The organism is Variovorax sp. TLI9-5A (genome assembly GCF_056867935.1).
This window is the reverse complement of record NZ_CP200310.1, coordinates 6,513,035-6,538,105: the sequence shown is the minus strand read 5'-3', so window position 1 is coordinate 6,538,105 and position 25,071 is coordinate 6,513,035. Positions and strand designations below refer to the sequence as shown.

Below are 25,071 nucleotides of genomic sequence, written 5' to 3'. Positions count from 1 at the left end.
GCCGGCCTCCCGGCGGCGGCGACGCCTGGCGCTTCGCATGAGGCGCCACACGTCGCCGCATTGGCCTTCTTTTCTCTCCACTTCCCTAAAGGTTCCCCGTTGGGCTTCAAGCCGATTCAGATCGTCATCAACGCCAAGGACGATGCGTCCAAGGTGTTCGACCGGATTCAAGCGCGCCTTGCCGCCTTCGCGGCGGTCGTGCTCGGCTACTTCGGCATCCAGGCGTTTGCGGGCTGGGTGAAGGGCGGGGCGGACTTCGAGCAGGCGCTCAGCCGTGTGCAGGCCGCCACCGGCGCCACCGCAGCCGAGATGCGCCAACTGCGCAAGGCTGCACAGGAAGCCGCCGCAGATGCCCGCTATGGTTTCACCGAGCTGGAGTCGGCCGGTGCGTTGGAGAACCTGGCAAAAGCCGGCCTCAGCGTCAAGGATGCCATCGGCACCCTGCCGGCCGCGATGCAGCTCGCCCGTGCCGGCGATGTCGAGCTGGCGACCTCGGCCGAATACCTGACAAAGATCGTCAACGGGCTGGGTCTGTCCTTCGCCGATTCGGGCCGCGTGGCCGATGTGCTCGCCAAGGGCGCCAACGCGACGAACACCAGCGTGTCGGGCCTGGCGCAGGCACTGAGCTACGCGGCGCCGCTGGCGAACACCCTCGGGCTGAGCCTCGAATCCACGGTTGCGATCATCGGCAAGTTCGCCGACGCCGGCATCGACGCGAGCCGCGCCGGTACGGCGTTGAACAGCATCCTCGCGCAGTTCTCCGACCCGGCCAGCAAGTTCCGGACGGAACTGGCCGCCGCTGGCATCACGACGAACAACTTCGAGAAGATGCTGCACGAGCTGGCTGCGGCCGGCCCGGCCGGACAGCGCGCCATCGCGGCGGTGGGGCAGGAGGCCGGCCCGGCGCTGCGCGCGCTGCTGAATCAGGGCGTGGACAAGCTCGACGAGCTGACCAAGGCGCTGCAGGACGCCAAGGGCAGCGCCGCCGAGACGGCCGGCATCATGCAGGCGAATCTCAATGGCGCGCTCAACGGATTGCGCACCGCGTGGGATTCGACCGTCAACGCGCTGACCACGCCCATCCTGCCGGTGCTGAAGCAAGGCGTCGAGCAGTTGTCCGGCGCGCTGCGCTCGGCCGTGGCCGATGGCACGGTGGGCCGCTTCGGCACCGCCCTGGCGACGGCCTTCCAAAACGGCATCAAGTGGGTGCAGGCGTTCATCGTGAGTGTGGACGTGCCGGCTCTCGTGGCGAAGGCGCAGGCGCTGGCCGACCGCGCCGGCGCGTTCCTCGACAGCTTCGGGCAGAAGGCGCAGGCCACGGGCAACATCGTTCAGACCGTCTGGGGCGTCATGTCCGGTGGTGCGAATGTCGTTCTTGCCGCCATCTACAAGCTTGCCGAGGGCATGGCGAACGTGGTCGGCGCGGTGCAGCAAGGCATTGCGACCATCATTTCCGGCCTGGCGAAGATCACCTTCGGCGACCTGTCGGCTGCGTTCAAGCAGGCGGCCGAAGAGGTGCGCGTCTCGGCCGAGGCCACCGGTGCGGTGGCGGATGCCTTCGGCGAGAAGGCGGGCGAAGCCTTCGACCGCGCGGCCGAGGGTGCCGAGCAGGCGCGCGCCGGCTGGGCAGGGCTGACCGCCGACGCGGAGAAGACGACGACCGCAGCAGCGAGCGGCGCGGCGGCCTTCACGAACATGGCGGCCGAGATGAAGGCCGCCGGCGACGGCGCGCAGGAAGCCGGCCAGAAGGCCGCCAGCGCCGCCGAAACGCAGAAGGTGAAGGCAGAGGAAGCCCGGGCCACGGTCGAGCGACTGCGGGCCGAGTACGCGCAGGCTATCGAGACGAAGAATTTCGAGCTGGCGGTGCAGAAGCTTGACGAGCTGAAGAAGGCCAACAACGCGGCAGCCGATGCGGCCGGTGCTAACAAGAAGGCTCACGCCGATGCGGCGGCCGAAATTGCGGCGGCCTTCCAGCGCGCCGGCGTCCAGACGAAGACCGAGCTTGAAACCGTGGCGAAGGTCGCGCTGCGCGACTACGAATTGATCCGAGACAGCGGGCAAGCGACCGCCATCGGCCTCGGCGAGGCATGGAAGCGCGCCGCAGAGGCTGCCATCACCGCCGGCAACGGCGTGGCCCCGGGCTGGGTGTAGGCGCAGGCCGCAATGCGTGGCTTCGAGGTGACGCTCGACAGCGCCGGGCGCAACACACTGAAGCTCAAGGACGCACAGACCGACGCCACGCAAGCCGCCTACGGCCTGGCCGGTGCGCTGCGCGAAGTCACCAACGCTCGCGAGCGCGACATCGAGACGCGCGAGAAGGCCATCCAGTTGCAGGAGCGCGAGGTCGCACTCGAGAACAAGCGGCTTGGGCGCGACGCGGCTGGCTTCTCGACCGACAAGAACGGCAAGACGGTGAACGCAGGCAGTGACCTTGGCACCCTGACCGGCATCGCTGCGTTCCTGAAGAACGCCGGCGTCAAGGATGACGACACCGCACGGCGCATCGCACGCGAGTTCGCCGACGAGAAGGGCAATGTCCAGTTCTTCAACAACCCGGGCCAGAAGAAGTACGGCGGCGACGGCGGCACACTGAGCATGGCGCTGCTGAAGGCGGCCGAGAAGGTGACGTTCTTCGGCGACGGCGGCACGCCGACCTCGATCCCGAAGCCCGAATCGAATCGCACGGTGAACCTGCAGCTCAACCTCAACGGCCGGGACTATGGGCGCGTGAGCACCGATGCCGCCGGCGCCGACGCCATCGAGGGGCTGCTTGCGCAGCTCGGCGCCGCGCGCGGCACGTCGTCGCTCCGCCCGGGGAACTGACATGGCGGTAGCGAAGTTTCACACCCTTGCAGGCCTGCAGATCCCGCGCGGCATGGTCTGGTCCGACGAGTTCGCATGGAACGCCGTCGAGAAGAGCCTCGGTTATTCCGTCACGGGCGCCGCGCTCATCGATGCCGCCGTGCGCCTGGCGGGCCGGCCGATCACCTTGCAGGGCGAGGTCGAGGCCGGGTGGATCAAGCGCGGAGCGCTCAAGGCCCTGCAGGCGCTCAACGAATCGAACCCGGTCGGAGAACACGCGCTCGTGTTGGCCGATGGCCGCGCCTTCCGCGCGCAGTTTGCGCCTGGCGTCGCCGTCGAGGGCAAGCCGCTGGCGCGCCCCGAGCTGCCGGCCGAGGACTACCCCTATATCGCCACCGTGCGCCTCATCACTGTTTGAGTAATGACCATTCTCGAATCCGATATCAAGCTCGTCACCACGCAGGTGATGGATGACGTGCCCGAAGGCGGCGGTGCACCGACCTCGAAGGCCATCGAGGACGGTAAGAGCAACGCCATCTTCAAAGACATCTCCGCGGTGGACCGCGCGCGCGGCGACGTGTCCATCATGAAGATCGCGGCGACCATTCAGACCCTGAACACTGATACCGCCCTTGGCGGTCTGGTCATCATCTCGCGCCCGCCGGCCGACCCGAATGTGAGCCCGGCGCTGTTCTACACCGGCGACTTCTTCGACCGCCGCGCGAGCATCCAGAACCGCATCGAGGCCTACACGGCGCCCGGCGAAGAGTTCAACGGCTATCTGCTGTCGAACCATGTGCAGGGGCAGCGCTCGCTGCAGATCTTCCAGCGCCCTGGCGCCACGCCGCCGACCATCAACGGCACGCTGCAGATCAGCGGCGGCGGCAAGACCGAATACGTGCGCGTGTCCGATGTGTCGGTCGAACAGCGCACCTACAGCTACGGCACCGGCGGCGCGTTCGTGGACTACGCCGCGCAGGTCTGTATCTGCGAGCTGGTGGACGGGCTGAAGAACGACTACACCGGCTCGCCCGCAAGCCGGCTCTTCGAGCGCACCGCGACTGCGGCGGCGGTCAACAAGATGCTCGTGGCGGATGCCTCGAAGTTCTACGGCATCGCGAAGCTCGCGGCCAATGTGAACACGGGCGACCTGTCGGCCAGGGTCAACACCATCAACACGCAGCTCGTGCCGAGCGCGACCACCGAAATCCCGCTCGTGGATATGTCAGCCGCCGGCTCTTCGACCACGCTCGTGGCCTCCGGCTCGGGCACGGTGTCGCTGAACACGGGCGTCGCCTTCGGCCCGAATTCGATCATCACCTTGGGCAACCCCGTCTATCCCGGCTCGCTGGCCGTGGCGACCACAGCGGGCACGCTCACGGATGACGGCGGGCGCCTGAAGCTCGCCGCGCTGACCATCGGCAGCGTGAACTATGCCGGCGGCTCGATGACCCTCGCGAGCGATGCGCCAGCCATCACCGGCAACAAGACGATCACCTTCCGCCCGGCGGGTGCGCCCATCGAGCTGGCGGATTCGGCCTCCATCGTGGTGACGGCCGAGAGCCGCCGCATCAACTACCCGCTGACCATCCTTCCTCCGCCGGCGCCCGGCTCGTTGCGCGTGGCCTATCGTGCCGGCGGCAACTGGTACGAGCTGGCCGACGACGGCGGCGGACGCCTGTCGGGCACCAGCTCCAGCATCGGCAGCGGCACGGTGGATTTCGTGACGGGCACGGCCTTGCCGACGCTGGGCGCGTTGCCCGACGTGGGCAGTGAAGTCATCTTCACCTGGGCCGCGAAGGTCAATTACAAGGACCGCAGCGGCACCCTCGCTGCGGCCGTGTCGATCATGCTCGCGCTCGACAACCAAGCGGCGCAGGCCGGCACGGTGTCAGTGGACTGGAACGACGGCGCCGCGCGCCATGCGAGCGACAACGGCAGCGGCGCGCTCGCGGGCGATGCAACCGGCCCTGTGTCCTATGCGCTGAGCACCATCGAGGTCCGGCCCAACGTGCTGCCGGCGTCGGCCGTGGCCTTCACGGTCGGCTACAGCCACGGCGAGCCGGAGACGAAGAGCTTTCAGGCGCCAGCGCGCGACCTCGACGGCTCGGTCACGGTCAACCTCGGCAAGACCAACATCGCGCCGAAGTCGGTCGCGCTGAGCTGGAACCTCGTGCTTCAGTCCACCAACGGCGTGCCTGCCGAGCAGTGGGTGCCGCAGAACTTCGCCGCGATCAAGAGCGTGACCGACGACGGCGCGGGAAAGCTGCGCGACGCGCTCGGCATCGAGTTCGGGACCATCGACTACGCGACCGGCCTCGCCAAGTTCTTCCCCGAGGTCGTCTCCACCGTCACCGTGCCAGTCTGGGCCGTGACGCAGATCGGCGTGCTCGGCACGGTCCTTTCGCCGAACCTGCCCGGCGCTTACCGCAACACGCTCACGGGCTATCAGTACGTGGGCCTGGCCTCCACGTTGCCCTTCGACTCGACGGCGCTCGTGACGGTCGATTTCCGGGTGCTGAGCGCCGGCACCACGAAGAGCCAGGTGTTCAATCAGCCCAAGCTGTCGATCAAGCTGCTGCCCAACTTCAGCGAAGCGGGCGTGCCGGGCTCGGTGAACTTCACGCTCGGTGGCAAGACCTACTTCGACCGCGCCGGCAGTCTCTACACCGACCTCGACCCGGCCACCGGCGCGGCCTCGCTGGCGGGCTCCTACGACTACGCGACGAATGTCGCCTCGCTCACGACCTGGCCGGCGTCGGGCTCGACCTCGGTCGTCGTGAACAGCCTGCTGACGACGCTCGACGGCCAGCCCGTGGAGTACGTCGTCTTCCGCACGCCCGTGGCGCCGGTCAGTCCGGGCTCGTTCCAGCTCCTGGCGACGAAGCTCACGGGCGGCACGATCAACGTCACGGCCGACGCCTCGGGCTTCATCAACGGCGCGAACGTGCATGGCACCTACGACTACGCCACGGGCGTGGGCAAGGTGCGCTTCGGCGACTGGGTGACAGCCGCCGGGAACGAGGGCGCCATCTGGTATTCGGCGGATGCCGTGGGCAGTGACGGCAAGATCTGGAAGCCGGTCCCGGTGTTCGCCAGCACCATCCGATACAACGCCGTGGCCTACACGACGTTGCCCGTCGATGCGACGCTGCTCGGCCTCGATCCGGTGCGCCTGCCGGCCGATGGCCGCGTGCCGATCTTCCGCAAGGGTGAGCTCGTCGTCATTCACAACACCAGGCGTATGCCGGCGGCCGTGGTGTCGAACGGGCAGACGCTCGATGTCGGCCGCGTGCGCCTCTCGCGCGTGCGCATCGTGGGTGCGGACGGCGCGACCATCGAGACGGGGTACACGCGCAACCTCGATGCGGGCACGGTGACTTTCACAGACGTGTCGGGCTACGTGCAGCCGGTCGTTGTCGAGCATCGCATCGAAGACCTGCTGACCGTCTCCGATGTAGGCATCGACGGCCGCCTGACCTTCGCCGGGCGCGTGACGCACGACTACGCCGCCGGCGACAGCTACGTGAGCAGCGCGCTCCCGATGGGCGACGTGAAGGCGCGCGTGTCGCTGCTGTTCGATCAGCAAAGCTGGTCCGGCGCGTGGTCCGACAGCCTCATCGGCAGCCCTGCGGATGCGACGTTCAACGACATCGATTTCCCGATCACGGTCACGAACAAGGGCGCAGTCACTGAGCGGTGGCGCATCCAGATCAACACCGGCGGCACGACCTACAACCTGATCGGCGAGCACGTCGGCCAGATCGTGACCGGTCAGAGCATGGCCGTCGATTGCGCGCCCCTCGGCCCCTCTGGCGTGCCCTACATGACGATCCCGGCCGCCGGCTTCGGCGCAGGGTGGGCGGCAGGCCAGCTCATCCGTTTCAACACAGTGGCCGCGACTTTCCCCTTCGTACCGATTCGCACCGTGCAGATGGGCGCCGAGACGGTGTTCGATGACAGCTTCGAAATTCTGGTCCTCATTGGCGTGGACCGCCCCTAACCGACGACAGCAAGAGGACATTCATGGTTTCAGTAGTAGACACAAGCGTGAAGCACTTCGGCAGCTTCATGGGCGCGGCGATGCCGGTGCTGAACGGCGTCGCGGGCTCGATGGAGGCGCTTGTCTATGCGTGCCTCGTGACCGGCATCGACACGAAGGCGCTCGTGTCCCTGACGGTATCGGGCGGCATTGCCACGGCGGCCTATACGGGCTCGCATTCCGCGACGCCCGAGAGCGTCGTGCTGATCTCCGGCGTGACCGGAACGCTGACGGCGCTCAACGGTGAACAGAGGATCACCGCCAAGCCGAATGCCGGCTCGGTGCAGTTCGCCACGGCGGCGCCCGATGGCGTCGCCTCGGGCACGATCACCATGAAGATGGCGCCGCTCGGATGGTTGCGGCCCTTCAGCGGAACCAACCTCGGCGCCTACAAGAGCGCCGATCCGGCCAGCACCGGCATGTTTCTGCGCATGGATGACACCGGCACGCAGACCTGCCGCGTGGTCGGCTACGAGTCCATGAGCGACATCGCCACTGGCGTGGGTGCGTTCCCGCTCAACACCTTGATCCCCGGCGGTGGGGCATGGGGCAAGTCGGCGGTGGCCAACTCGAATCCCGTGGGGTGGCTGCTCATCGGTGACGGCAGAAGCTTCTTTCTGCACGTCTCTGCCTATCAGGGCAACGGTGTCAGCGGCTTCGACCGCTTCACCGTGGGTGCGCTGCGCGGCTTCGGCGACATGATTGCACTGCGGCCCAGCGGTGACCCCTACGCCTGCGCGCTCTCCGCGTACTGCGACCCGTCGAATCCCGGCAGCTGGGTGAGCTATCCCACGGGGGGCGTGTTCGACAACGCTTCCTCGCCGCAGCTCTATACGCCCCGGAATTACTCCGGGCTCGGCTCCGCGTATGCGATGGCCTCCTATCCGTACACCGGATTGGCGACGTCGGTCTCGGGACTGGACAGCACGTTCAGCTCGTTTCCGAGCCGGATCGATGGAAGGCTGAGGCTTTCGCGCAGGTATCTCCGGTCGTTCGATACGTCGTTCCAGGAGCCGCGATGCGAGGTGCCGGGTGTTCTCACGATCCCTCAGAGCACCGTCGCCGGGCAGATCAACCACCGCGACATCGTGCCGGCCACTGGCGAGCTGACCGGCCGCAAGCTGATGGCGCTGTCTGTGGGCACGGCCTACAGCTCCGACCCATCGGTCACGGGCAATGCAGGCGTGACCCTGATCGACATCACGGGGCCGTGGCGGTGAGCGTGGTTGTCTCGTTCGGGAGCTTCAGCTACGCCATCGACGTGGCCGACTCGGCCGCGCCGGCGCAGCGCTATTCGGCCTGGGCGCTGGCTCTGGGCGTTTCGGATTCCACGACGCTGCAGCCGCTCGATGGTGACGATGCGCCCTTTGTGGTCACGTTGGGCGCGTCGCCTTTCACGACAGGTTCCACGACTGCGATGTTCAGCAGTGAAGGCGGCTTCGCGCCCTACAAGAAGACGCCGACTACCACGAGTGCTGCGCTCTACACGCTCACCGGTGTTGACCGTATGTATGGCTTTGGAACCCGCTCGGAAGCCCTGATGACATTCCACCCCGGCGCCGATTGCCAATCCACCGGCGTGCTGTTCCAACGCGCCGGCGCGGCGTCGATCTTCAAGGGTCGCATCAAGCGCCTCGGGCAAGAGGTCAACCGGCTGGACTTCGCACTGCGCGTGGATGCCTCGGGTTGGGAGCTGGTGGTCGCACCGGTCGATGTGGTGCAGCCCGTGAAGTTGTTTCTCGGTCTTCCGCAGTGGGAGATGTACTCGCAGGACGTGGCCGTGGGCTCGGTGAAGTCGTTCACGTTCGTGCCGTCGAGCATCCAGCCTGCGCCGCTGGAGATGGCGGTTCGTTCGCCCGCCATTGTGGAAACCAGTGGCGCTGCGCCTCCCTACAGCGGCACGGCCATACGGCAGATTGCGCGGGGCCGTAAAGATCACCTGACCGGGCTGCTCGGGCAGGGCATCGGCCGGGTGCGCGGCAAGACGCTCGACTACGCCAACCCGGAGAACAAGCCCTATGTCTGCCGCGTGCGGCTGATGCGAGACATCGATGGCCTGCTGGTGCGCGAACTGTGGAGCAAGGCGGATGGAAGCTATGACTTCCAGTTCGTCGACGAGCTGCAGAGCTATTCGGTGCTCGCGTACTACCTCGACCACGGCAAGCGCGCCGTCGTTTCGGACGGTCTGACCCTTGCGAATGGCAAGGTGGAGCTGATGGCATGAACGTGCTCGCCATCAATGCCATGTTGGCCGGGCTGGTCGCGTACCTCGGAACGGGCGCGCGCTTCCTCGTGTGTGGAGGTGTGCAGCCGGGCGAGGGCGGTGCCATCGGCACGCTACTGGCTGCGGCCGTGCTCGCGCTGCCCGCCGGTGCCGTGGCGGATGGCCGGCTCGCGCTCGCGCAGGCCGACAGCGCCGGCGACCTGGCTGTCGCGACCGGTGTTGCGACATGGGGCCGGCTGGAGCTGGCGGATGGCACATGGGTGGCCGACTTCAGCATGAGTGGCCCGTCTGGTGCTGGGCAGGTCAAGCTCGTGGTGCAGAACCCGCCCGAGGGCGACCCCGAAGCGAAGCTTTATCAGGGCGGAACCTTCTTCATCGGCGAGGTGGTCATCGGTGGTTGACGACCTCGTTTTTCGGAAGGCGCCGCTCGACGGGCCGCCGAACATCCTCGTCTTCGGTGAACCCGACGAACCCACCGGCGGTGCGGCCTATGCGCTCGGGCGCATCCCGTTGCCGGGCTTCTTCGTGGCCGGTGGCGTGGTGGTCACGATGCCACCTCGTGCGACGGCCGCCGGCCGCATCCCGCTGCCGGTCTTCATGGTCGGCGGGGTGGCGAAGTACGCGAGTGCCGTCTCGCGCCCGCTGGTGGGCAGGGTGTCGAGCGGCTGGCAGGTCGCGAGGCAGATCGAGGGCACCGCCGTGGCGGGGCATCAAAGCGCCCAGCGTGCGCGCGTCGGGCGCGTGTCCACCTGGCAGAAGGCCGAACCAGCCTCGGCCAGCACTGCAACCGTGTGGCAGGACTCGCTTCGTGCGCGAGCTGCTGCGGCTGCAAGGTATCAGGCAGCTCGCCAGATCGAAGCCGCCGCAGACGCCCGCCATCAGGAAGCGGTGCGCGCCCGCTCGGGGGTCTCCGCGCGCTGGCAAGAGGCGCAGCGCCTGGCGCCGGCGCCGGTCGGCATCCGCTATCAGGAGGCCGAGCGCATGCGCCGTGGTGTGCGCGCGAGCTGGCAGGCGGCGCAGCGCGCACAAGGGCGCCATGCCACGCGCTTCGGTGCCGCCCTGCAGCTCGACGTGGGCCTCGTCTCGCGCTGGCAAGCGGCCATGTACCCGCAGCCGGGCCGCTCGGTCGTCGTGCCGCCCGCTGAAACCCCGTGCTACGAGCCCTCGACAACCCTCGTCTTCCGCGAGCGGCAGCAGCACGCCACCACGCTCATCTTTGTTTGCGAGCGGCACCGTCCGCCGCCCGGCACCGGCGAAACCGTCGTGGTGCCAGTCTTGGAGGTCTACACCGTGCAGAACAGCATCAGCCTCGTGCGCCTCGACAGCGGCGAGCCGCTTGAGGCTTTGGCTTTTTCGATGAGGCTCGATGCCGATTCGTGGACATGGCAATGGAGCGCGACGCTGCCGGGCGCGGCGTGGCCGGTCGTCCGGCGCGGCATTCACACGGCGCCCGTAGACATTCTCGCGACCGTCAACGGCGTGCCGTACAGGCTGACCGCGACCGGCTGCAATCGGGATCGGCGCTTTGCCGATAGCAAGGTGCAGGTTTCGGGCAAGGGCCGCGCGGCCATGCTCGACAGTCCCTATTCGCAGATCCTCAACCATGCAGCGGCCGACCCGCGCAGCATTGCACAGTTGCTCGACCTGGCGCTGACTTACAACGGCGTGGGCATTGGGTGGGGGATCGACTTCGGCCTCGTGGATTGGACTGTGCCCGGCGGGACGTGGGCCTTTCAGGGGAGCCACATCGGCGCCGTGCTCGACATTGCGAGCGCCGCCGGTGCCATCGTGCAGCCGCATGCGACCGATACGACGCTGCGCGTGCTGCCGCGCTACCCGGCCGCGCCGTGGCACTGGTCAACGCTCGCGCCCGACTTCGTACTGCCTGCTGCAGCGGTGGCCGTCGAGGGCATCCAGCCGCTCACGAAGCCGGAATACAACCGGGTCTTCGTGGCTGGCACCACGGGCGCCGGCGTGCTCGGGCAGGTCACGCGCAGTGGCACCGCCGGCGACAGCGTGGCCGACATGGTGACGCATGCACTCATGACGGATGTCGTCGGTGTGGCGCAGCGCGGACTTCCGATCCTCTCGAACACCGGCGCGCAGGCCGACGTGACGCTGAGTCTTCAGGTGCGGCCGGAAACGGGCGTCATCCAGCCCGGTGCGCTCGTGCAATACGAAGAAGGCGCCGAGACGTTCCTCGGCCTCGTACGCGGCGTCTCGGTGGATTGGCAGCGGCCCGTGCTGCGTCAGTCGGTCACCCTCGAAACGCATCTGGAGGCGTGAGCATGGCATCGACGAATCCCTATGCCGCGTTCCTGGCTCTGCTGCCGAGCTACCCGCTGCAGATTGCAACCATCACCGCCATCGATGGCGATGTTGCGCGGCTCGTGCTGCCTGGCGGCGGCGTGCTCACGGCGCGCGGCACCGGCGCTGTGGGCGACCAGGTCTTTGTGCGCGATGGCGTCATCGAGGGGCAAGCGCCCTCGATGCCCTTCGTTCAAGTCGAAATCTAACGAGAGAGAAAGAGGCATTTCATGGACGTGGGCGACATCGCCGGCAATCCGATCGCGCAACTTGCGTTTCTGGTCCTGTCGGCCGCCGGTGGATACAAGGTCTGGCGCGCACAGCAGCCGACCGAAGCGAAGGAGCGCGCCGACAGCGAGGGGCAGATTGCCGCGCTCGCGACCTGGCAGCAGCTTCTCGAAGGCGAGCGCGCCGCGCGCGTGAAGGCCGAAGAGCGCGCCGACAAGTTCGCGGCCGAGCGCAATCAAGCGCTGCAGGAGCTGTGGGAGATGAAAGGGCAGTTCAAGGTGATGAGCGAATCGCTCGCAGCGCAGGCCCTTGAGCTGGGTTCGCTGCGTGAGCTTGTCCGTCAACTGAAGGACCAACGCAATGCGCAGTGACTTTCACACCGATTCAGATCGCGCGCCGCTCGACGAACAGCCGCGCGTGCGCGTGCCGCACCAGTGGCGCCGGCTCTTCGAGACCTTGGGCGTCGTCGGCAGCCTGTTCCTCGGCGGCTTCGGCTCGGGCTACTTCTGGGCCACGCGCAATGCCGAAGCGCAGGTGCTGCGCCGGCGCGAAGACCACCTCGCGGAAATCGACAGGCTGCGTGAAGCCTTCGGCGACCGCCTCACATCCCTCGCTGGCCGCGTGAATCAGGCGGCTGGCACCGCGGCGAGCGCTGCGCAGACGGCGGGTGAAGCCGCCAGCACTGCGCAGACCGCCGCACAGACCGCCAACCAGGCCGCGAAGACTGCGGCAAAGGAAATGAAGAAACCATGATTGACATACAGACCCTTATCGACTGCACCGGAGCCACGCGCGCCAATGCCGAGCGCTATGTGGTGCACCTGGCCGATGGCATGAACCGCTTTCGCATTCACTCGGTCAATGCTATGGCGGGCTTTCTGGGGCAGCTCCAGATTGAGTCCGACGATCTGGCGAAGGTCGAAGAAGACCTCTACTACACGACGCCGGCGCGGCTGCGCGAGATCTTCCCGAGCCTGTTTGTGAAGGGCGGCTATCGGGCGGAGGACTACGTGTGCAACGCGCGAGGGCTGAGCATGCTGCGCTACAAGGGCTTCCATGGGCGTGGCCTGATTCAGCTCACATGGGAAGACGCCTACGTCGCGGCGGGGAGGGCGCTTGGCTTCGACTACCGCAGCAAGCCCGAGCTGCTGCTGCAGCCGCAGCATGCGGCGCTGTCGGCGTGCTGGTTCTTTGCCGAGTTCAAGGGCTGTCTGCCGGCGGCTGAGCGTGGCGATGTCTACGACATCACCGGGCGCGTCAACGGTCCGAAGCGGCTGAAGTTGGCCGAACGCAAGGCGGCCACCGCGCGCGCGTACAAGGTGCTGACGAAATGAACCTGATGCAAGCCCTGTTGGTAGCGCTCGGGCTGAGCGTGGCCGGCAATGCCGCGCTCGGCTGGGCGTGGGTGGGTGCGCGCGAGAAAACGGCTACCTCGGTCCTGCAGCGCGACGACGCGCGAGCCGCAGCTACGGCGTGCAGCGATGCGACCGACGATTTGCGCGCGTTGGCTGACAAGCTCGCGGCCGATGCAAAGCTCGTGCAGGCTGCGGCTCGCCTGGCTGCTCTCGATCGCCAGAAGCGCGCTCAAACAATCCTGATCACACCAGCGGCGGTGCCAGGCGACGCCTGTGCGAGCGCGCAGGTGCGGATCGACGGATGGCTGAAGATGAGGGCGAGCCAATGATGCGGCGCGTGCTTCTATCGACCTTCCTAGGGCTTTGCGTAGTGTTCACAGCCTGCGGATCGTCGTCACCGCAATCGCTAAAGGTGCCAATCCCGGTCGAGTGCCGGGCGCAGGCGCCGGCAAGGCCGGCGATGCCCACGGAAGCGCTGCCGCCCGGCGTTGACCTTGATCGCTTTGTAGCCGCAGCAATGGCCGAAATTGAACTTCGGGAAGGTTATGAGGGTGAGCTAACGGCAATCGTCAATCATTGCACGACCCCTTTCGGTCGCAAGTAGCTCTACTACAAAACAAGCGTGCCGCACGCGGATCATCTACTCGCCTATCGTAGCTTGAAGCCATTTCTCCATTTCGGTCACGCACAGACACTCATTATTTCCTGAGTCCTGCTTCGCTCCCATTTGTGCCATTCCGATTACTCGATATAAGTCATCAACTAGCGGGCCTCCGCTATTGCCTTGCCTTATAAGTGTATTTATTTCAATGCGCTCAAAAGTATTTCTCTTGAGATGTCCGATTACTTTGCCTTCATCGAAGGCATATTCGCGTTTCGAAATATGCCAGTTTGGAAATCCAAGTAAGTGGACGTCGTCATGCTTTCGTGCCTGCGCCCCAAAGGATGAGAAGTTTTCGAGGAATTTGGGCTTTTCTTTTACGAAATCCAGAAGGGCTATGTCCCGGTATTTGTCAAATGCTAATACTTTCATTGGCCATTCTCCCATTGTGGGAGGATGCTTCAAGGTGAGTTTTGCGCCGGGGAGTAAATGATAGTAAGGGCCTTCGTCGGTAGGGGCCGCCAGCGTTTCGTCATACCGTAAGACGTGGTCGCATGTAACTATTCCATATTCACCAAATGAGAAGGCCGTGCCTCTGCTGTGAAGCATTTCGCCTGAGGCCTTATCTGTTGCTTCGAGGTCTAAGACAAATACCGCTGAATTGGCATCTTTTGCCGTGCGGACGACAGAAACCACGGGAAGCGGGTGAACTTTAAAGTGAGGTGGCTGAATTGAAGATTCTTTTAAAAGTTCATTGAATTTTTCGGCGAGCCGGTTATAGAGTACATCGTCACTGGAGCGGACCGATTTGAGATATAGAAGCTTTCCTCGCAAGAGGTTGTAAAGGGGTGGGCGCCCCCCATCTCGTCTCTGACGAAGGTAAGGTTTTGTCTTCCAAACTTCTTCGGCGGCGGAGTATCCGTATTTTTTCCAAGCATTCAAGGCACCTCTGATTTCATCAACGAACCTTCGCCGAACGTTCGGGAATTGGTTGATTGTTAGGCCGGTGACCTCTTTTCTACGCGATGGGCCGCTAATACGGACTTTCTCCTCATTAATAGTGAAGCCGTGCTCTGTGATGGCAGCCTTCAATTCGGCGCCAAGCTGAAGCTCTGCGCCATCGAAGTCACAAATGGCAGAAGGGAGTCGGCTATGCGATGGTTTTTTAAAGGAAAAGGTGATGTCGTCGCAATAGCGGCTGTAGCGCGCACCATTCCGTCTGGCCAGGTCGACTAATTGGCGATCCAAGCCTCTGCATATAAGATTGGAAATGAACGGAGATGTAGGAGCGCCCTGGGGAAGCGTTCCCTCTAGGCACGTCATTTGAGCCAGTACGGTTGCAACCGAAAAGTGATAGTTGAAAGGAAATTTCATCCACATGCCACGCACTCTTTTGAACGTGATTGATGGAAAGAAATCCTTTAAATCTATATTTAGTACAAACGTTGTTTTAGGGCTGCAGTGCTCTTTAGCATTGGTTACGATGCTTCGATCGGCAACAAATCCATGCACGCAAGACCGAAATTCCGGCGCTTTGGTGACTAAGTAGTCAAGTAGCTTTTTCTGAAGATGCTTGAGCTTTTTGTTCGGAGCACTAATAATCCGTTGTCCGCCACTCTTTTTGTTTATCAGGAATGTCTGATATTTAACGGCCGGATAGAGAAGTGCCTGAATCTCTGTGTAGGATTTTCCGAAAACCTCCTGAGCCATTGAGTCCGGGAGAATTTTAGATAAATCAAAATCAAGAAGCCCTTCTGATTTTGGCATCAAAACTTTCCAGAATTTAGAGATATAGGTGTCGCCTCGCCTGCTTTTCCCAATACCCTAGCGATATCGTAAGGTTAATAGAACGTACGGCGAGCATATAGGGTTGCCGTATCACAATGCCAGTCGTTAACGCTGGCAACTTTAAGTCTCGGAGCGAGGCGACGAGTTGATTCTAAGGCGTAGCCAATTTTTTTGGGTGCGGGCTATCATCGTCGCGTGCTCTTTCAGCAAGCTCAACAACAACCCTGCGCATTGTTGTTTCGCTTGACGACTAGTAACTGGGCGTTGGGAGGTGGCGAGAAGCCCGTTGTCCCGCGCAAGCAACAAGCCATTGAAGATCAACGGTTTGTTGGCGCCTCAACAGAAATCGAACCTGTTCAGATCCTGGAGGCTTCTTGCCCAGCCCATCGTTTGACAGCTCGCTTCAGCGCCTTTTGCTCCCCGTGGGAGGGCATCAGGTGAGTTCGGATCAACTCAAGTTGTGCGAGGTTTGCGGGGGCCAAGAATTTGGCGGAGTCGATCAAGAACTGTTCGGCTTCAGTGAGATGCTGGCGCATTGGCCCCGCTTCCATCAGTAGCCTTTCGAGCGCGTCTTGTCGTTGCAGTTCGACCCCGGGGGCTCCCAAAACGTCTCTCAGCCAAGGCAGAACGCTATGCAAGATTCGTCGTTCATGGGCAAGCACGTTCGAGGATAGGAGAACCGCTGAACCCTCAAGCCGGCCAATCGTCATGAGAGTCACAGCTGCACGTCCAGTACCTCCCTTTGCTTCGGCGTCAATGGATGTTCGAATGTCTCCGTCTAGCCTGGCAACGCCCGTCAACTGCGCCCAGAAGCGATCTTTGCTTTGAAAGTCTTGATAGAACTCGCGCATCCTTGCTGCGGCTTCTTTGACCACAGGGAGCAAGCGCTGTGCGCGCTCGGTGAGACTTGCGCGTTGTGCGAGTAGGTCCACTAGCACGCGCTCCCGCGCTTGCTCGTCGAACCGCCGCTCCAGTAGTGCCACCACCTCTTTAAATTTGACGCCGAAATCACGTTCACCGCACATGTGCCCGCAGTTGGTTTCGTCGCCCTCGGTGTTGGTGATGAGGTAACCAAAGCGATGTTCCCTAGTGCATCGGTTCAGTCCGCAGGTGGCCCATGTCTGCTTGGACTCAGGCAATTCATACTTGCCCAAGATTTGGCCAAACTCGTGTGATTTAATTTCTAAGTTTGCTTTGTACCGAGGGCGCTGCTGGAAGGCATCAATGGAGTCAAACTGAATGACAACGTCCGCCACTGGCGACTTGGGGCGTATTTCACCAAGAGGTTGATCTTCGAGGGGGCGGCCGGTTGCCAAGACTGCTTTAGGGCGAGGCGGTGGGTGCATATTGGACCTTTCAACATGCGCCTGCGGCTTTGTAACAGCCGTTGACCCCGATACCTGGGGTTTATATAATCACAGGCGCTTCAACAAGATCGGTGCTCACCTCATCCGCCAAGATTCGCGGTGATCACCCCGAAGCCCATAAACCGCCTCCGCAAGCGCAGGCGGTTTTTTTATGGGCTTTGGGATTATCGGCTGTTCATGCATCCAGTGGTGTGCTTATGTACAGATATGTCATGCGTATTTCTGACCTATAGGTCATTAGTGCTCGTGAGGAGGGCGGCCATGCGGCTTTGCGTCGGAACCCTGCCCGGGGCATCAAAGGCGCGAGGAGTTGCGAAAGGTGTTGAGGTCGCGCGGCTCGCAAATGACCTCAGGCAACGTGGCCGGACGGCCTTTCCAGGCATCCCGTCTTGCAGTGAAGTCCGTAGTCAGTTGAGGTTGCCGAGCGTGGGAACGGGGTTCTGCGAGCCTGCGTGGGGCCGAGGCCCGCATGCTCCGGATATTCCCATGGATGCACGAGAGCCTGCATAGCTGTTGCGTTGTGCCATGGATTGAAAATCCGCGTGTCGGTGGTTCGATTCCGCCCCAGGCCACCAAATTTCTGCGTCCCTCGAAGGCGCAACCTAAAAAGCCCCAAGTAAATCAACAGCTTGGGGCTTTTTTGTGCCCGCCGTCATCTGACAACTCGGGGTTGGCTGCAGCCGCTGTAGAGGATCTGACACGTCGCGTCGTGGCATTGCACCGTCGCCGCGCCTGCGGCTTCGGGCACTGTGTTGCGCGCCGCCACGCCAAATCGCGACTTGCTTGAGGCCAGAGCGACGCATCCATTCGCATAGGCGGAGATGATTTCGCACTGTTTTGCACCCTGTTCAAGGCAGCCCTTCATCGCCGCCTCCTCGGCTTCTTTCTTGCTGGCTCTGTCGCGTGAAGCAGCCGAGAACTTCGTGACGTGCGTATTCATAGCGATTGCGCCCCACCGTGAGACCCAGGCAATGCCAGGCACCTTGGATGCTGAGTTCACCCGCGCCGGCTGCGGCTGCGCTCGCGCTACAGCGCCGCCGTTGTGCGTGAGATCGAGCGGCTGCTGCTCACGCACCTGCACAGCGTGGCGCCGTCGAGCCTGCTGGGCGAAGCGCTGCACTACCTGCACGGGCAGTGGCCCAAGCTCGTGAGGTTCCTGGACAACGGAGCCTGGCCACTGGACTCCAACCCGGTGGAGAACGCCATCCGGCCCTTCGTTGTCGGAAAGCGCAGTTGGTTGTTCGCTGACACCGTGGGCGGTGCCAATGCCAGCGCCAACCTGTACTCGGTGATCGAGACAGCCAAGGCCAACAACGTCGAGCCCTATCGGCACCTCGTCGCCTTGTTCAAGAAGCTGCCGCTGGCGCAGATCGTCGACGACTACGAGGCGCTACTGCTCTGGAACATCGAGCTCGGCGGACTGTAGACCGCCCTGCGCACATTGGTTCCGGCACCACGCGCAAGGGCGTGCGCGCTTACGTTCACTCCAACTACCCGCGAGACCGACTCAGCTCCGTCAACAAATTGTTCAAAGCGGGAATCTGATTCAGTCTCATGAAATAGGAAGGGATTTCCATTATGGAAATATTTTCCATAAATTTCTTATGATCGCCCCCGGTCAGCCCCGCCGCAGCGGACGCGGCCGGCCAGCATCGGCAGAGCGCTCGCACTCTGCGCCATCGATCAGAACGAGGAGACTCCCTTGGAACTTGCCAAATCATTGACTCTCAAGCTCGCCTTGGCGGCGGCCGTGACGCTGGCCGTGACTGCATGCGGCGGAGGAAGCGGAGGCGGGGAGGGGGGCCGCTCATGGCCCTTCCCCTGTCGCCGGCGGCACCGAGCAATCCGCCCCAGCCTGCGGGCGAGACACCGGTTCAGCCGACGGACCCGGTCGCCGAAGCCCCCGACGACAGCTTCGACACCTACTACAACGTCTGCAGGGGAACGAATCCCAAGTGCTACAACGACTGGGGCGCCTTTGCTTCGACGCCGGACCGGGTGCTGGTCTATTCGCGCACCGCGGGGCCGCGTCACGCCGTGCTGGGCACGCCGATGGCTGCGGGTTTGAACCCGGTGATGAATCCGGACAACGTGATGCAGGCGGGCCTGGTTCGCATGCTGTCGGCCGAGGGCATCACGGTCGACTGGACGGAAGACGTCGCGGTCCTCGGCAGCCGCATCAACAACTACAAGGCGATCATCTTCGCGAGCTCGAACCGCGACACGCTGTGGAACGGCGCGGTCAGCACGAGCCAGGACGCCGCACGCACCGCGCTGCGCAACTACATGCGCCGCGGCGGCGGCTTCGTCGGCTTGCACAACGCTTTCGGCGCGGAATACAACTGGCCCTACTACGAAGGCCTGCTCGGCAACGCGAACTTCTACAACCACGGGCCGAACCGCGCCGGTGATGTCGAAATCGTCTCGGACGACCCGTCGACGAAGGATGTGCCCAAGCGCTTCTCCTTCCAGGACGAGTGGTACAACCTCATGCCCTTCCCCACGAAGGTGAAGTTTCTGGCCAAGGTCGACACCTCGACGCTGAAGCCGCTGACGGCGGCGCCGCATCCGGGCCATGCGGACTTCCATCCGGTCGCCTGGTGCCAGTACTACGACGGCGGCCGCGCATGGCTCACGACCCTGGGGCACAACGCCCACTCGTTCACCGCCGACCTCTCGGGCGTGGGTGCCATCGAGTTCCAGAAGCTCGTGGTCCAGGGCGTCAAGTCGGCCATGGGCCTGACGCCTTTCTGCACTGAGTAACGAACTCCCGAGGCCGGCTTCGCGCACCGCGTGCATTGCGCGCGGTGCCTGCCGCCTCGCGCATTTCCGTCCTTTCCCGAAAACCACAGAGTAGAGACATCCATGAAACAAAGATCATTGGTCACGCTGCTGGTCTCCTGCGGCGTGCTCGCCTCCCCCTTGTTGATCGGCGCCTGCGGCGGCTCGAGCGGCGGCAATGCGCCGGTGCTGCCGATCAGCCCGGCCCCCGCGCCGCCACCGGCATCGAGCGCGCCGCCACCTGCGTCGCCGCCGGTGGCCGCCGCGCCCGCGGCCGACCTGTTGGACTGCTGCACGGCCGGCGACAAGGACTTTCCCAAGGTCGGGGGCAACCTTGGCAACCAGAACTACTCCAGCCTGCGCAAGATCAACAAAGGCCTCGTCGGTCAGCTGGGCGGCGCCTGGGTCAACCAGATCGAGGGCGGCATGACCACCGGCACCAACCAGAGCACGACGGTGGCTGTCGACGGCGTCATCTACATCGAGTCCGCGCTGGGCAACGTGATCGCGGTGGACGGCAAGACCGGCCTCACGAAGTGGAAATGGACCACGCCCTACGGTGCCATCACCCGCCGCGGGGTGGCCGTCGCCAAGGACCTGGGCCTGGTGTTCACCGTCGCCACCGGCAATCGCCTGGTAGCGCTGCGAACGGACACCGGCGCCATCGCCTGGATCAAGCAGTACCCGAGCAGCAGCACCGACCCCGACTACCAGGGCGCGCTGCAGAAGGTGGCGCTCGTCTATCACGACAAGCGGCTCTACCTCGGCACCAACGACGGCAACCGCGGCGCCGCGTTCTCCGCCGATGCCTTGACGGGCAAGGTGCTGACCTCGTTCTGGGGCGTGCCGCGCGCCGGCGAGATCGGCTACGACACCTGGGGCGGCGCTGCCGAATCGGAACGCACCGGTGCGACCCCGTGGATCCATCCCGCGGTGGATCCCGAACTGGGCCTGGTCTACTGGACCTTCGGCAACGTGCGCGGCGGTTCGTCGCAGAACGGCTCCACGCGCCCTGGCCTGAATCTCTTCGCCAATTCGATCGTTGCGCTGGACCTCAAGACCGGCGAATACAAGTGGCACTTCCAGTCCGTGCACCACGACATCTGGGACATGGACAACGTGATGTCCCCCGTGCTTGCCGATGTGAAGATCGACGGGAAAGACCGCAAGGTCGTGATCTACGGCAGCAAGACGGGCATGTACTACATCCTCGACCGCAAGGACGGCAGCGCGCCGCTGGGCATCGATGAAGTGCCCGTGAAGCAGGACCCCCGCCAGGCCAGCTGGCCGACCCAGCCCTTCCCGCGCCAGGGTGCCTGGACCGAGACCTGCATCGTGGACCAGCCGCTGGGCACGGCGATCCCCGGCGACCCCAACCGCGCGGTCCCGAACTACGTGAAGGGCTGCCTCTACGACGCGCACTGGGACGTGCCGATCCTCTCCATTCCGGGACACGGCGGCGGTGCCAACTGGAACCACCAGTCCTTCAGCCAGCGCACGGGCCTGGTCTACACGGGCATGGGCTATGTGTCGGCGGCGCACTCGCTCACCGAATCGAGCAACGGCCTGCGTCCGCCGGGCACCTACATGACCGGTGCGGTCGTGGCGGTCGATCCGAGCACCAACCTCGTGAAGTGGAAGAAGCAGATGCCGTATTCGCTGGCGCACGGCAACGGCATCCTGAGCACGGCCTCCGACCTGCTGTTCATCGGACAGCCCGACGGCAACCTGCTGGCCCTGGATGCGCATGACGGCAGCGAACTGTGGCGCTTCCAGACCGGTGCCGCGATCAGTGCCAGCCCGGTCTCCTACGAGATCGATGGCGAGCAGTACATCGCGGTGTTCTCGGGCGGCACAGGCATTCCGTACGGCGATTCGGCACCGCGCGGCGACCGTCTGTGGGCGTTCAAGGTCGGCGGCTCCGTCGCGCCCGCGCCCACGCCGGTACCGCCTGTCGTGCGCCGGCCGGTGTCGGGTTCGGCGGTGGAAGGCGCGGTATTGCCGACCCCGAACACGGTGTTCCTGGCGCGCGTGCAGACCGCCGCGAACGAGCCGGGCACCACCGAATCGACGGCCGTGAATGCCATGACGCCGACCTTCATGCGCGTGCCGGCGAACACCACCGTGACCTTCACCAACCCGGGGACCAATGCGAACACGCACTGCGCCACGCAGTTCTTCGAAGGCAGGTTCGACTTCAGGCTGGCTCCGGGCCAGTCCGCGACCCACACCTTCGACACGCCGGGCGAATACTTCTACAACGACTGCCATAGCCCGCGCCCGACGGGCAAGATCGTCGTGTACTGATCCCGTTTCCTAACCCCCAACCACTGAAGGAGCAATGCGATGAAATGGTGCAAGCCTGAGTTCGAAGAGTTGCGTTTCGGCTTCGAGATCACGATGTACATCTCCGCGCGCTGAGCGCGGCCCCCGACGGCACCGGCTTCGCGCCCGTGCCGTCTTTTTCTTGTGCCCCATGAAGATTCTGGTTCTTGGCTCGGGAGCGGGCGGTGGCTTCCCTCAATGGAATTGCAACTGCCGCCTGTGCGCCGGCCAGCGAACCGGGCAGGTCCGGGCCCTTCCTCGCACGCAGAGTTCGATTGCCGTGTCGGCCGACGGCGAACGCTGGGCGCTGCTGAACGCGTCGCCTGACATCGGCGCACAGTTGCGCGCCTCGCCGGCGCTGTGGCCTCGCCATGGCCTGCGCGACTCCGCGATCGAGGCCGTGGTGCTGATGGATTCGCAGATCGACCATGCCGCGGGGCTTCTGAGCCTGCGCGAGGGATCGCGGCTGCAGCTCTACTGCACGCCCGAGTCCCATGAAGACCTCACCGGCAGCCTGCCATTGTTGAAGGCACTCGAAAGCTACAGCGGCGTGAGCTGGCACCCGATGCCGCTCGAGCCCGGCGGCGGTGCGTGGCACGAGATCGCCGGCCTGCGCCTGCAGGCGGTGCCGGTTCCCGGCAAGGCGCCCCCTTACTCGCCGCGCCGGCAGGACGAGGCGCGAAGCGACAACGCGGCCGTGCTGATCGAAGACCCGGCCAGCGGCAGGCGCGTGTTCTATGCACCAGGCCTCGCACGGGTCGGCGAGGCCGAGCGCCGGTGCCTCGACGGCTGCGACACCGTGCTGGTCGACGGCACCTTCTGGCGCGAGGACGAGATGGTCGCGGCGGGCCTCGGCAAGAAGCACGCCGCCGACATGGGCCATCTGCCGCAGTGCGACGGACCGCACGGCCCGGGCATGCTGAGCGCGCTGGACGCCTGCGCCGCGCGCAGGAAAGTGCTCATCCACATCAACAACAGCAACCCGATCCTCGACGAAGACGGGCCGGAACGCGCCGAGCTCGTGCGCCGCGGCATCGAGGTGGCCTTCGACGGCATGGAACTGGAGATCTGACGCGTGACGCACCAGCAACAACAGATGCAGCAGGAGCCTTGGCCGCCGCAGGTCTTCGAGTCGCAGCTGCGCGCGATGGAGTTGCGCTATCACAGCCATCATCCGTTCAACCGGCGGCTCAACGCCGGCGAACTGCAACCCTTCCAGGTCCGGGGCTGGGTGGCGAACCGGTTCTACTACCAGTGCCGCATTCCCGTGAAGGACGCGGCGATCCTCTCCAATTGCGACGACCGCGCAACGCGCAGGCGCTGGGTGGTGAGGATGCTCGACCACGACGGGCACGGCGACCACGAAGGCCCCCACGCCGGCGGCGTCGAGATATGGACACGCCTGGGCCTCGCGACCGGCCTTCGGCGCGATGTGCTGGAGTCGCACGTGCTCGTCCTGCCGGGCGTGCGCTTCGCCGTGGATGCGTACGTCAACTTCGCGCGCACGGCGCCCTGGCAGGAGGCCGTGATCTCCTCGCTGACGGAGATGTTCGCGCCGCGCATCCACAAGGACCGGCTCGCGGGCTGGCCCACGCACTATCCATGGATCGACACCTCGGGCCTGGACTATTTCCGCAGCCGCATCCCGCTGGCCGACCGCGATGTCGAGCACGGCCTGGAAGTGGCGATGCAGTGGTGCACCACGCGCGAACGACAGGCCCGTGCCCTGCAGATCCTGGGCTTCAAGCTCGACATCCTCTGGGCCATGCTCGACGCCATCGAGAAGGCCTATCCCGACGACCTTGCGAAAGAGCAGCAGCCATGAGCGCATGGACCGACAGCGCGCAGCCGGCACTCGGCACGATGTACAGGATGCAATGGGAAGAGGCGCAGCAGTGCCATGTGCTGCTGTTCCCCGAGGGCATGATCAGGCTGAACCAGCCGGCGACGCAGATCCTGAAGCGCTGCGACGGCAAGACCTCGATCGCGGCGCTCGTGGCCGACCTGGAAAGCACCTTCGGCGAACCCGATCTGCGTGCCGACGTGATCGAGTTCCTGGAGCAGGCCCGTGGACGCCACTGGATCCGTTGAGCGCGGCCGTGCGGCCGCTGTGAAACCGCCGCTGTGGCTGCTCGCGGAACTGACCTATCGCTGCCCGCTGCACTGCGCCTTCTGTTCGAATCCCGTGGACTACACGCGCTATGGCAACGAACTCGACACGGGTGAATGGATTCGCGTGTTCCGCGAGGCGCGCGCCATGGGGGCCGTCCAGCTGGGGTTCTCGGGCGGCGAGCCGCTGGTGCGCGAGGACCTCGAGGAGCTCGTCGCCGCCGCGCACCAGCTCGGCTTCTACACCAACCTGATCACCTCGGGCGTGGGCCTTGTGCCGCAGCGCGCCGAGGCGCTGAAGAAGGCCGGCCTCGATCACATCCAGCTGTCGTTCCAGGACTCCACCCGCGAGCTGAACGACTTCCTGAGTTCCACGCGCACCTTCGACCTGAAGCAGCGCGTGGCCCGCACGATCAAGGACTTGGGCTATCCGATGGTGCTGAACTGCGTGATGCACCGCTACAACCTGCCGCATGTCGGTCGCATCATCGAGATGGCCGAGTCCATGGGGGCGGATTTCCTGGAGCTGGCCAACGTGCAGTACTACGGCTGGGCATGGCGCAACCGCGAGATGCTGATGCCTTCCCGCTCGGCGCTGGCGGGCGCCGAAGCGGTGGTCGAGGCGCACCGGCCGCGTCTGGAGGGACGCATGAAGATCCTCTGGGTGGTGCCCGACTATGCCGAGGGAAAGCCCAAACCCTGCATGGCCGGCTGGGGCAGCGTGTTCCTGGTGGTGGCGCCCGACGGCGTGGCCCTGCCGTGCCACAGCGCGCGGATGCTGCCCGGGCTGGAGTTCCCCAACATTCGCGAGCACGCCATTCGCAGCATCTGGCACGACAGTCCGGCCTTCGGCGCCTACCGCGGCACTGGCTGGATGAGCAGCACCTGCGCAAGCTGCGACGACCGGGAAATGGACCATGGCGGCTGCCGCTGCCAGGCCTTTCTCCTGACCGGCGATGCGGCCGCCACCGACCCGGTCTGCCCGAAGAGTCCGCGCCACGCGCAGGTCGAGGCCATGGTCACGGCCGCGGCGGGCGTGGGCGACAACGGCGGCACGCCGATCCGTTTCGTGCCCGGCGCGAGGCGGTCGGGCGAACTGGTCTTTCGCACGGACGCCAATGCACGGGCGCAGGGCTGAGCGG

Annotated in this window: 23 protein-coding genes and 1 pseudogene; 21 read left to right on the top strand and 3 right to left on the bottom strand. The window is 64.7% G+C overall.

Annotated features, from left to right (window positions below; all coding sequences use genetic code 11):
• Window positions 1-99: 99 nt before the first annotated feature.
• The 13 genes from AC1VNX_RS31090 to AC1VNX_RS31030 are packed head-to-tail and all read left to right on the top strand — an operon-like array spanning window position 100 to window position 13,287.
• A complete protein-coding gene (locus tag AC1VNX_RS31090; RefSeq protein WP_483161382.1) occupies window positions 100-2,151 on the top strand; it encodes a phage tail tape measure protein in 2,052 nt (683 codons plus the stop codon).
• Between the two features lie 12 nt (window positions 2,152-2,163).
• Entirely contained in the window at window positions 2,164-2,823 is a 660-nt protein-coding gene (locus AC1VNX_RS31085) for a hypothetical protein (RefSeq protein WP_483161381.1), read from the top strand.
• Window position 2,824: 1 nt separating this feature from the next.
• Window positions 2,825-3,220 (top strand): hypothetical protein, encoded by a 396-nt coding sequence (locus tag AC1VNX_RS31080; RefSeq protein ID WP_483161380.1) that lies wholly within the window; start codon window positions 2,825-2,827, stop codon window positions 3,218-3,220.
• A 3-nt stretch (window positions 3,221-3,223) separates the two neighbouring features.
• Window positions 3,224-6,805: a hypothetical protein gene (locus tag AC1VNX_RS31075; protein ID WP_483161379.1), complete on the top strand. Its 3,582-nt coding sequence runs from the start codon at window positions 3,224-3,226 to the stop codon at window positions 6,803-6,805.
• A 47-nt stretch (window positions 6,806-6,852) separates the two neighbouring features.
• A complete protein-coding gene (locus AC1VNX_RS31070) occupies window positions 6,853-8,064 on the top strand; it encodes a hypothetical protein (protein WP_483161378.1) in 1,212 nt (403 codons plus the stop codon).
• On the top strand, window positions 8,061-9,068 hold the full coding sequence (locus AC1VNX_RS31065) for a hypothetical protein (RefSeq protein WP_483161377.1): 1,008 nt from the start codon (window positions 8,061-8,063) through the stop codon (window positions 9,066-9,068). Before AC1VNX_RS31070 ends, AC1VNX_RS31065 begins: the two co-directional genes overlap by 4 nt.
• Window positions 9,065-9,469 carry a hypothetical protein gene (locus AC1VNX_RS31060; protein ID WP_483161376.1) on the top strand — a complete coding sequence of 135 codons (405 nt, stop codon included), beginning with the start codon at window positions 9,065-9,067 and terminating at the stop codon, window positions 9,467-9,469. The genes AC1VNX_RS31065 and AC1VNX_RS31060 overlap by 4 nt, the downstream gene beginning before the upstream one ends.
• Entirely contained in the window at window positions 9,462-11,354 is a 1,893-nt protein-coding gene (locus tag AC1VNX_RS31055) for a hypothetical protein (RefSeq protein WP_483161375.1), read from the top strand. Before AC1VNX_RS31060 ends, AC1VNX_RS31055 begins: the two co-directional genes overlap by 8 nt.
• 2 nt (window positions 11,355-11,356) lie before the next feature.
• Window positions 11,357-11,584, top strand: coding sequence for a hypothetical protein (locus AC1VNX_RS31050; RefSeq protein WP_483161374.1), 228 nt, complete (start codon window positions 11,357-11,359; stop codon window positions 11,582-11,584).
• A 21-nt stretch (window positions 11,585-11,605) separates the two neighbouring features.
• On the top strand, window positions 11,606-11,974 hold the full coding sequence (locus AC1VNX_RS31045; protein ID WP_483161373.1) for a hypothetical protein: 369 nt from the start codon (window positions 11,606-11,608) through the stop codon (window positions 11,972-11,974).
• Window positions 11,964-12,356 (top strand): hypothetical protein, encoded by a 393-nt coding sequence (locus tag AC1VNX_RS31040; protein WP_483161372.1) that lies wholly within the window; start codon window positions 11,964-11,966, stop codon window positions 12,354-12,356. The genes AC1VNX_RS31045 and AC1VNX_RS31040 overlap by 11 nt, the downstream gene beginning before the upstream one ends.
• Window positions 12,353-12,937, top strand: a complete 585-nt coding sequence (locus AC1VNX_RS31035) for a glycoside hydrolase family 19 protein (RefSeq protein ID WP_483161371.1) — start codon at window positions 12,353-12,355, stop codon at window positions 12,935-12,937. The genes AC1VNX_RS31040 and AC1VNX_RS31035 overlap by 4 nt, the downstream gene beginning before the upstream one ends.
• Window positions 12,934-13,287 carry a hypothetical protein gene (locus AC1VNX_RS31030; protein WP_483161370.1) on the top strand — a complete coding sequence of 118 codons (354 nt, stop codon included), beginning with the start codon at window positions 12,934-12,936 and terminating at the stop codon, window positions 13,285-13,287. Before AC1VNX_RS31035 ends, AC1VNX_RS31030 begins: the two co-directional genes overlap by 4 nt.
• A 311-nt stretch (window positions 13,288-13,598) precedes the next feature.
• Here AC1VNX_RS31030 and AC1VNX_RS31025 read toward each other — a convergent pair whose 3' ends face one another.
• The 3 genes from AC1VNX_RS31025 to AC1VNX_RS31015 all read right to left on the bottom strand — a co-directional run bounded on the left by AC1VNX_RS31025 (window position 13,599) and on the right by AC1VNX_RS31015 (window position 17,696).
• Window positions 13,599-15,326, bottom strand: a complete 1,728-nt coding sequence (locus AC1VNX_RS31025; protein WP_483161369.1) for a reverse transcriptase domain-containing protein — start codon at window positions 15,324-15,326, stop codon at window positions 13,599-13,601.
• A 377-nt stretch (window positions 15,327-15,703) separates the two neighbouring features.
• Complete coding sequence (locus tag AC1VNX_RS31020; protein ID WP_483161368.1) at window positions 15,704-16,663, bottom strand: hypothetical protein; 960 nt, start codon at window positions 16,661-16,663, stop codon at window positions 15,704-15,706.
• A gap of 703 nt (window positions 16,664-17,366) precedes the next feature.
• The gene (locus tag AC1VNX_RS31015; protein WP_483162048.1) at window positions 17,367-17,696 is read right to left on the bottom strand and encodes a DUF4189 domain-containing protein; all 330 of its coding nucleotides are present in this window, start codon (window positions 17,694-17,696) and stop codon (window positions 17,367-17,369) included.
• 21 nt (window positions 17,697-17,717) lie between these two features.
• On the opposite strand from AC1VNX_RS31015, the pseudogene AC1VNX_RS31010 reads away from it, so the two are divergent.
• The 8 genes and pseudogenes from AC1VNX_RS31010 to pqqE form a co-directional block, all read left to right on the top strand.
• Window positions 17,718-18,140, top strand: a pseudogene (locus AC1VNX_RS31010) (IS66 family transposase); the annotation flags it as partial.
• A gap of 383 nt (window positions 18,141-18,523) precedes the next feature.
• Window positions 18,524-19,477, top strand: coding sequence for a ThuA domain-containing protein (locus tag AC1VNX_RS31005; protein ID WP_483161367.1), 954 nt, complete (start codon window positions 18,524-18,526; stop codon window positions 19,475-19,477).
• A 102-nt stretch (window positions 19,478-19,579) separates the two neighbouring features.
• Entirely contained in the window at window positions 19,580-21,802 is a 2,223-nt protein-coding gene (locus tag AC1VNX_RS31000) for an outer membrane protein assembly factor BamB family protein (RefSeq protein WP_483161366.1), read from the top strand.
• Window positions 21,803-21,841: 39 nt separating this feature from the next.
• Entirely contained in the window at window positions 21,842-21,916 is a 75-nt protein-coding gene (gene pqqA, locus AC1VNX_RS30995; protein WP_080898329.1) for a pyrroloquinoline quinone precursor peptide PqqA, read from the top strand.
• Window positions 21,917-21,971: 55 nt separating this feature from the next.
• On the top strand, window positions 21,972-22,892 hold the full coding sequence (gene pqqB / locus AC1VNX_RS30990; RefSeq protein WP_483161365.1) for a pyrroloquinoline quinone biosynthesis protein PqqB: 921 nt from the start codon (window positions 21,972-21,974) through the stop codon (window positions 22,890-22,892).
• Window positions 22,893-22,916: 24 nt separating this feature from the next.
• Complete coding sequence (pqqC, locus tag AC1VNX_RS30985; protein WP_483162047.1) at window positions 22,917-23,645, top strand: pyrroloquinoline-quinone synthase PqqC; 729 nt, start codon at window positions 22,917-22,919, stop codon at window positions 23,643-23,645.
• On the top strand, window positions 23,642-23,911 hold the full coding sequence (gene pqqD, locus AC1VNX_RS30980; RefSeq protein WP_483161364.1) for a pyrroloquinoline quinone biosynthesis peptide chaperone PqqD: 270 nt from the start codon (window positions 23,642-23,644) through the stop codon (window positions 23,909-23,911). Before pqqC ends, pqqD begins: the two co-directional genes overlap by 4 nt.
• Window positions 23,889-25,067 (top strand): pyrroloquinoline quinone biosynthesis protein PqqE, encoded by a 1,179-nt coding sequence (pqqE, locus tag AC1VNX_RS30975; protein ID WP_483161363.1) that lies wholly within the window; start codon window positions 23,889-23,891, stop codon window positions 25,065-25,067. Before pqqD ends, pqqE begins: the two co-directional genes overlap by 23 nt.
• Window positions 25,068-25,071: the final 4 nt, after the last annotated feature.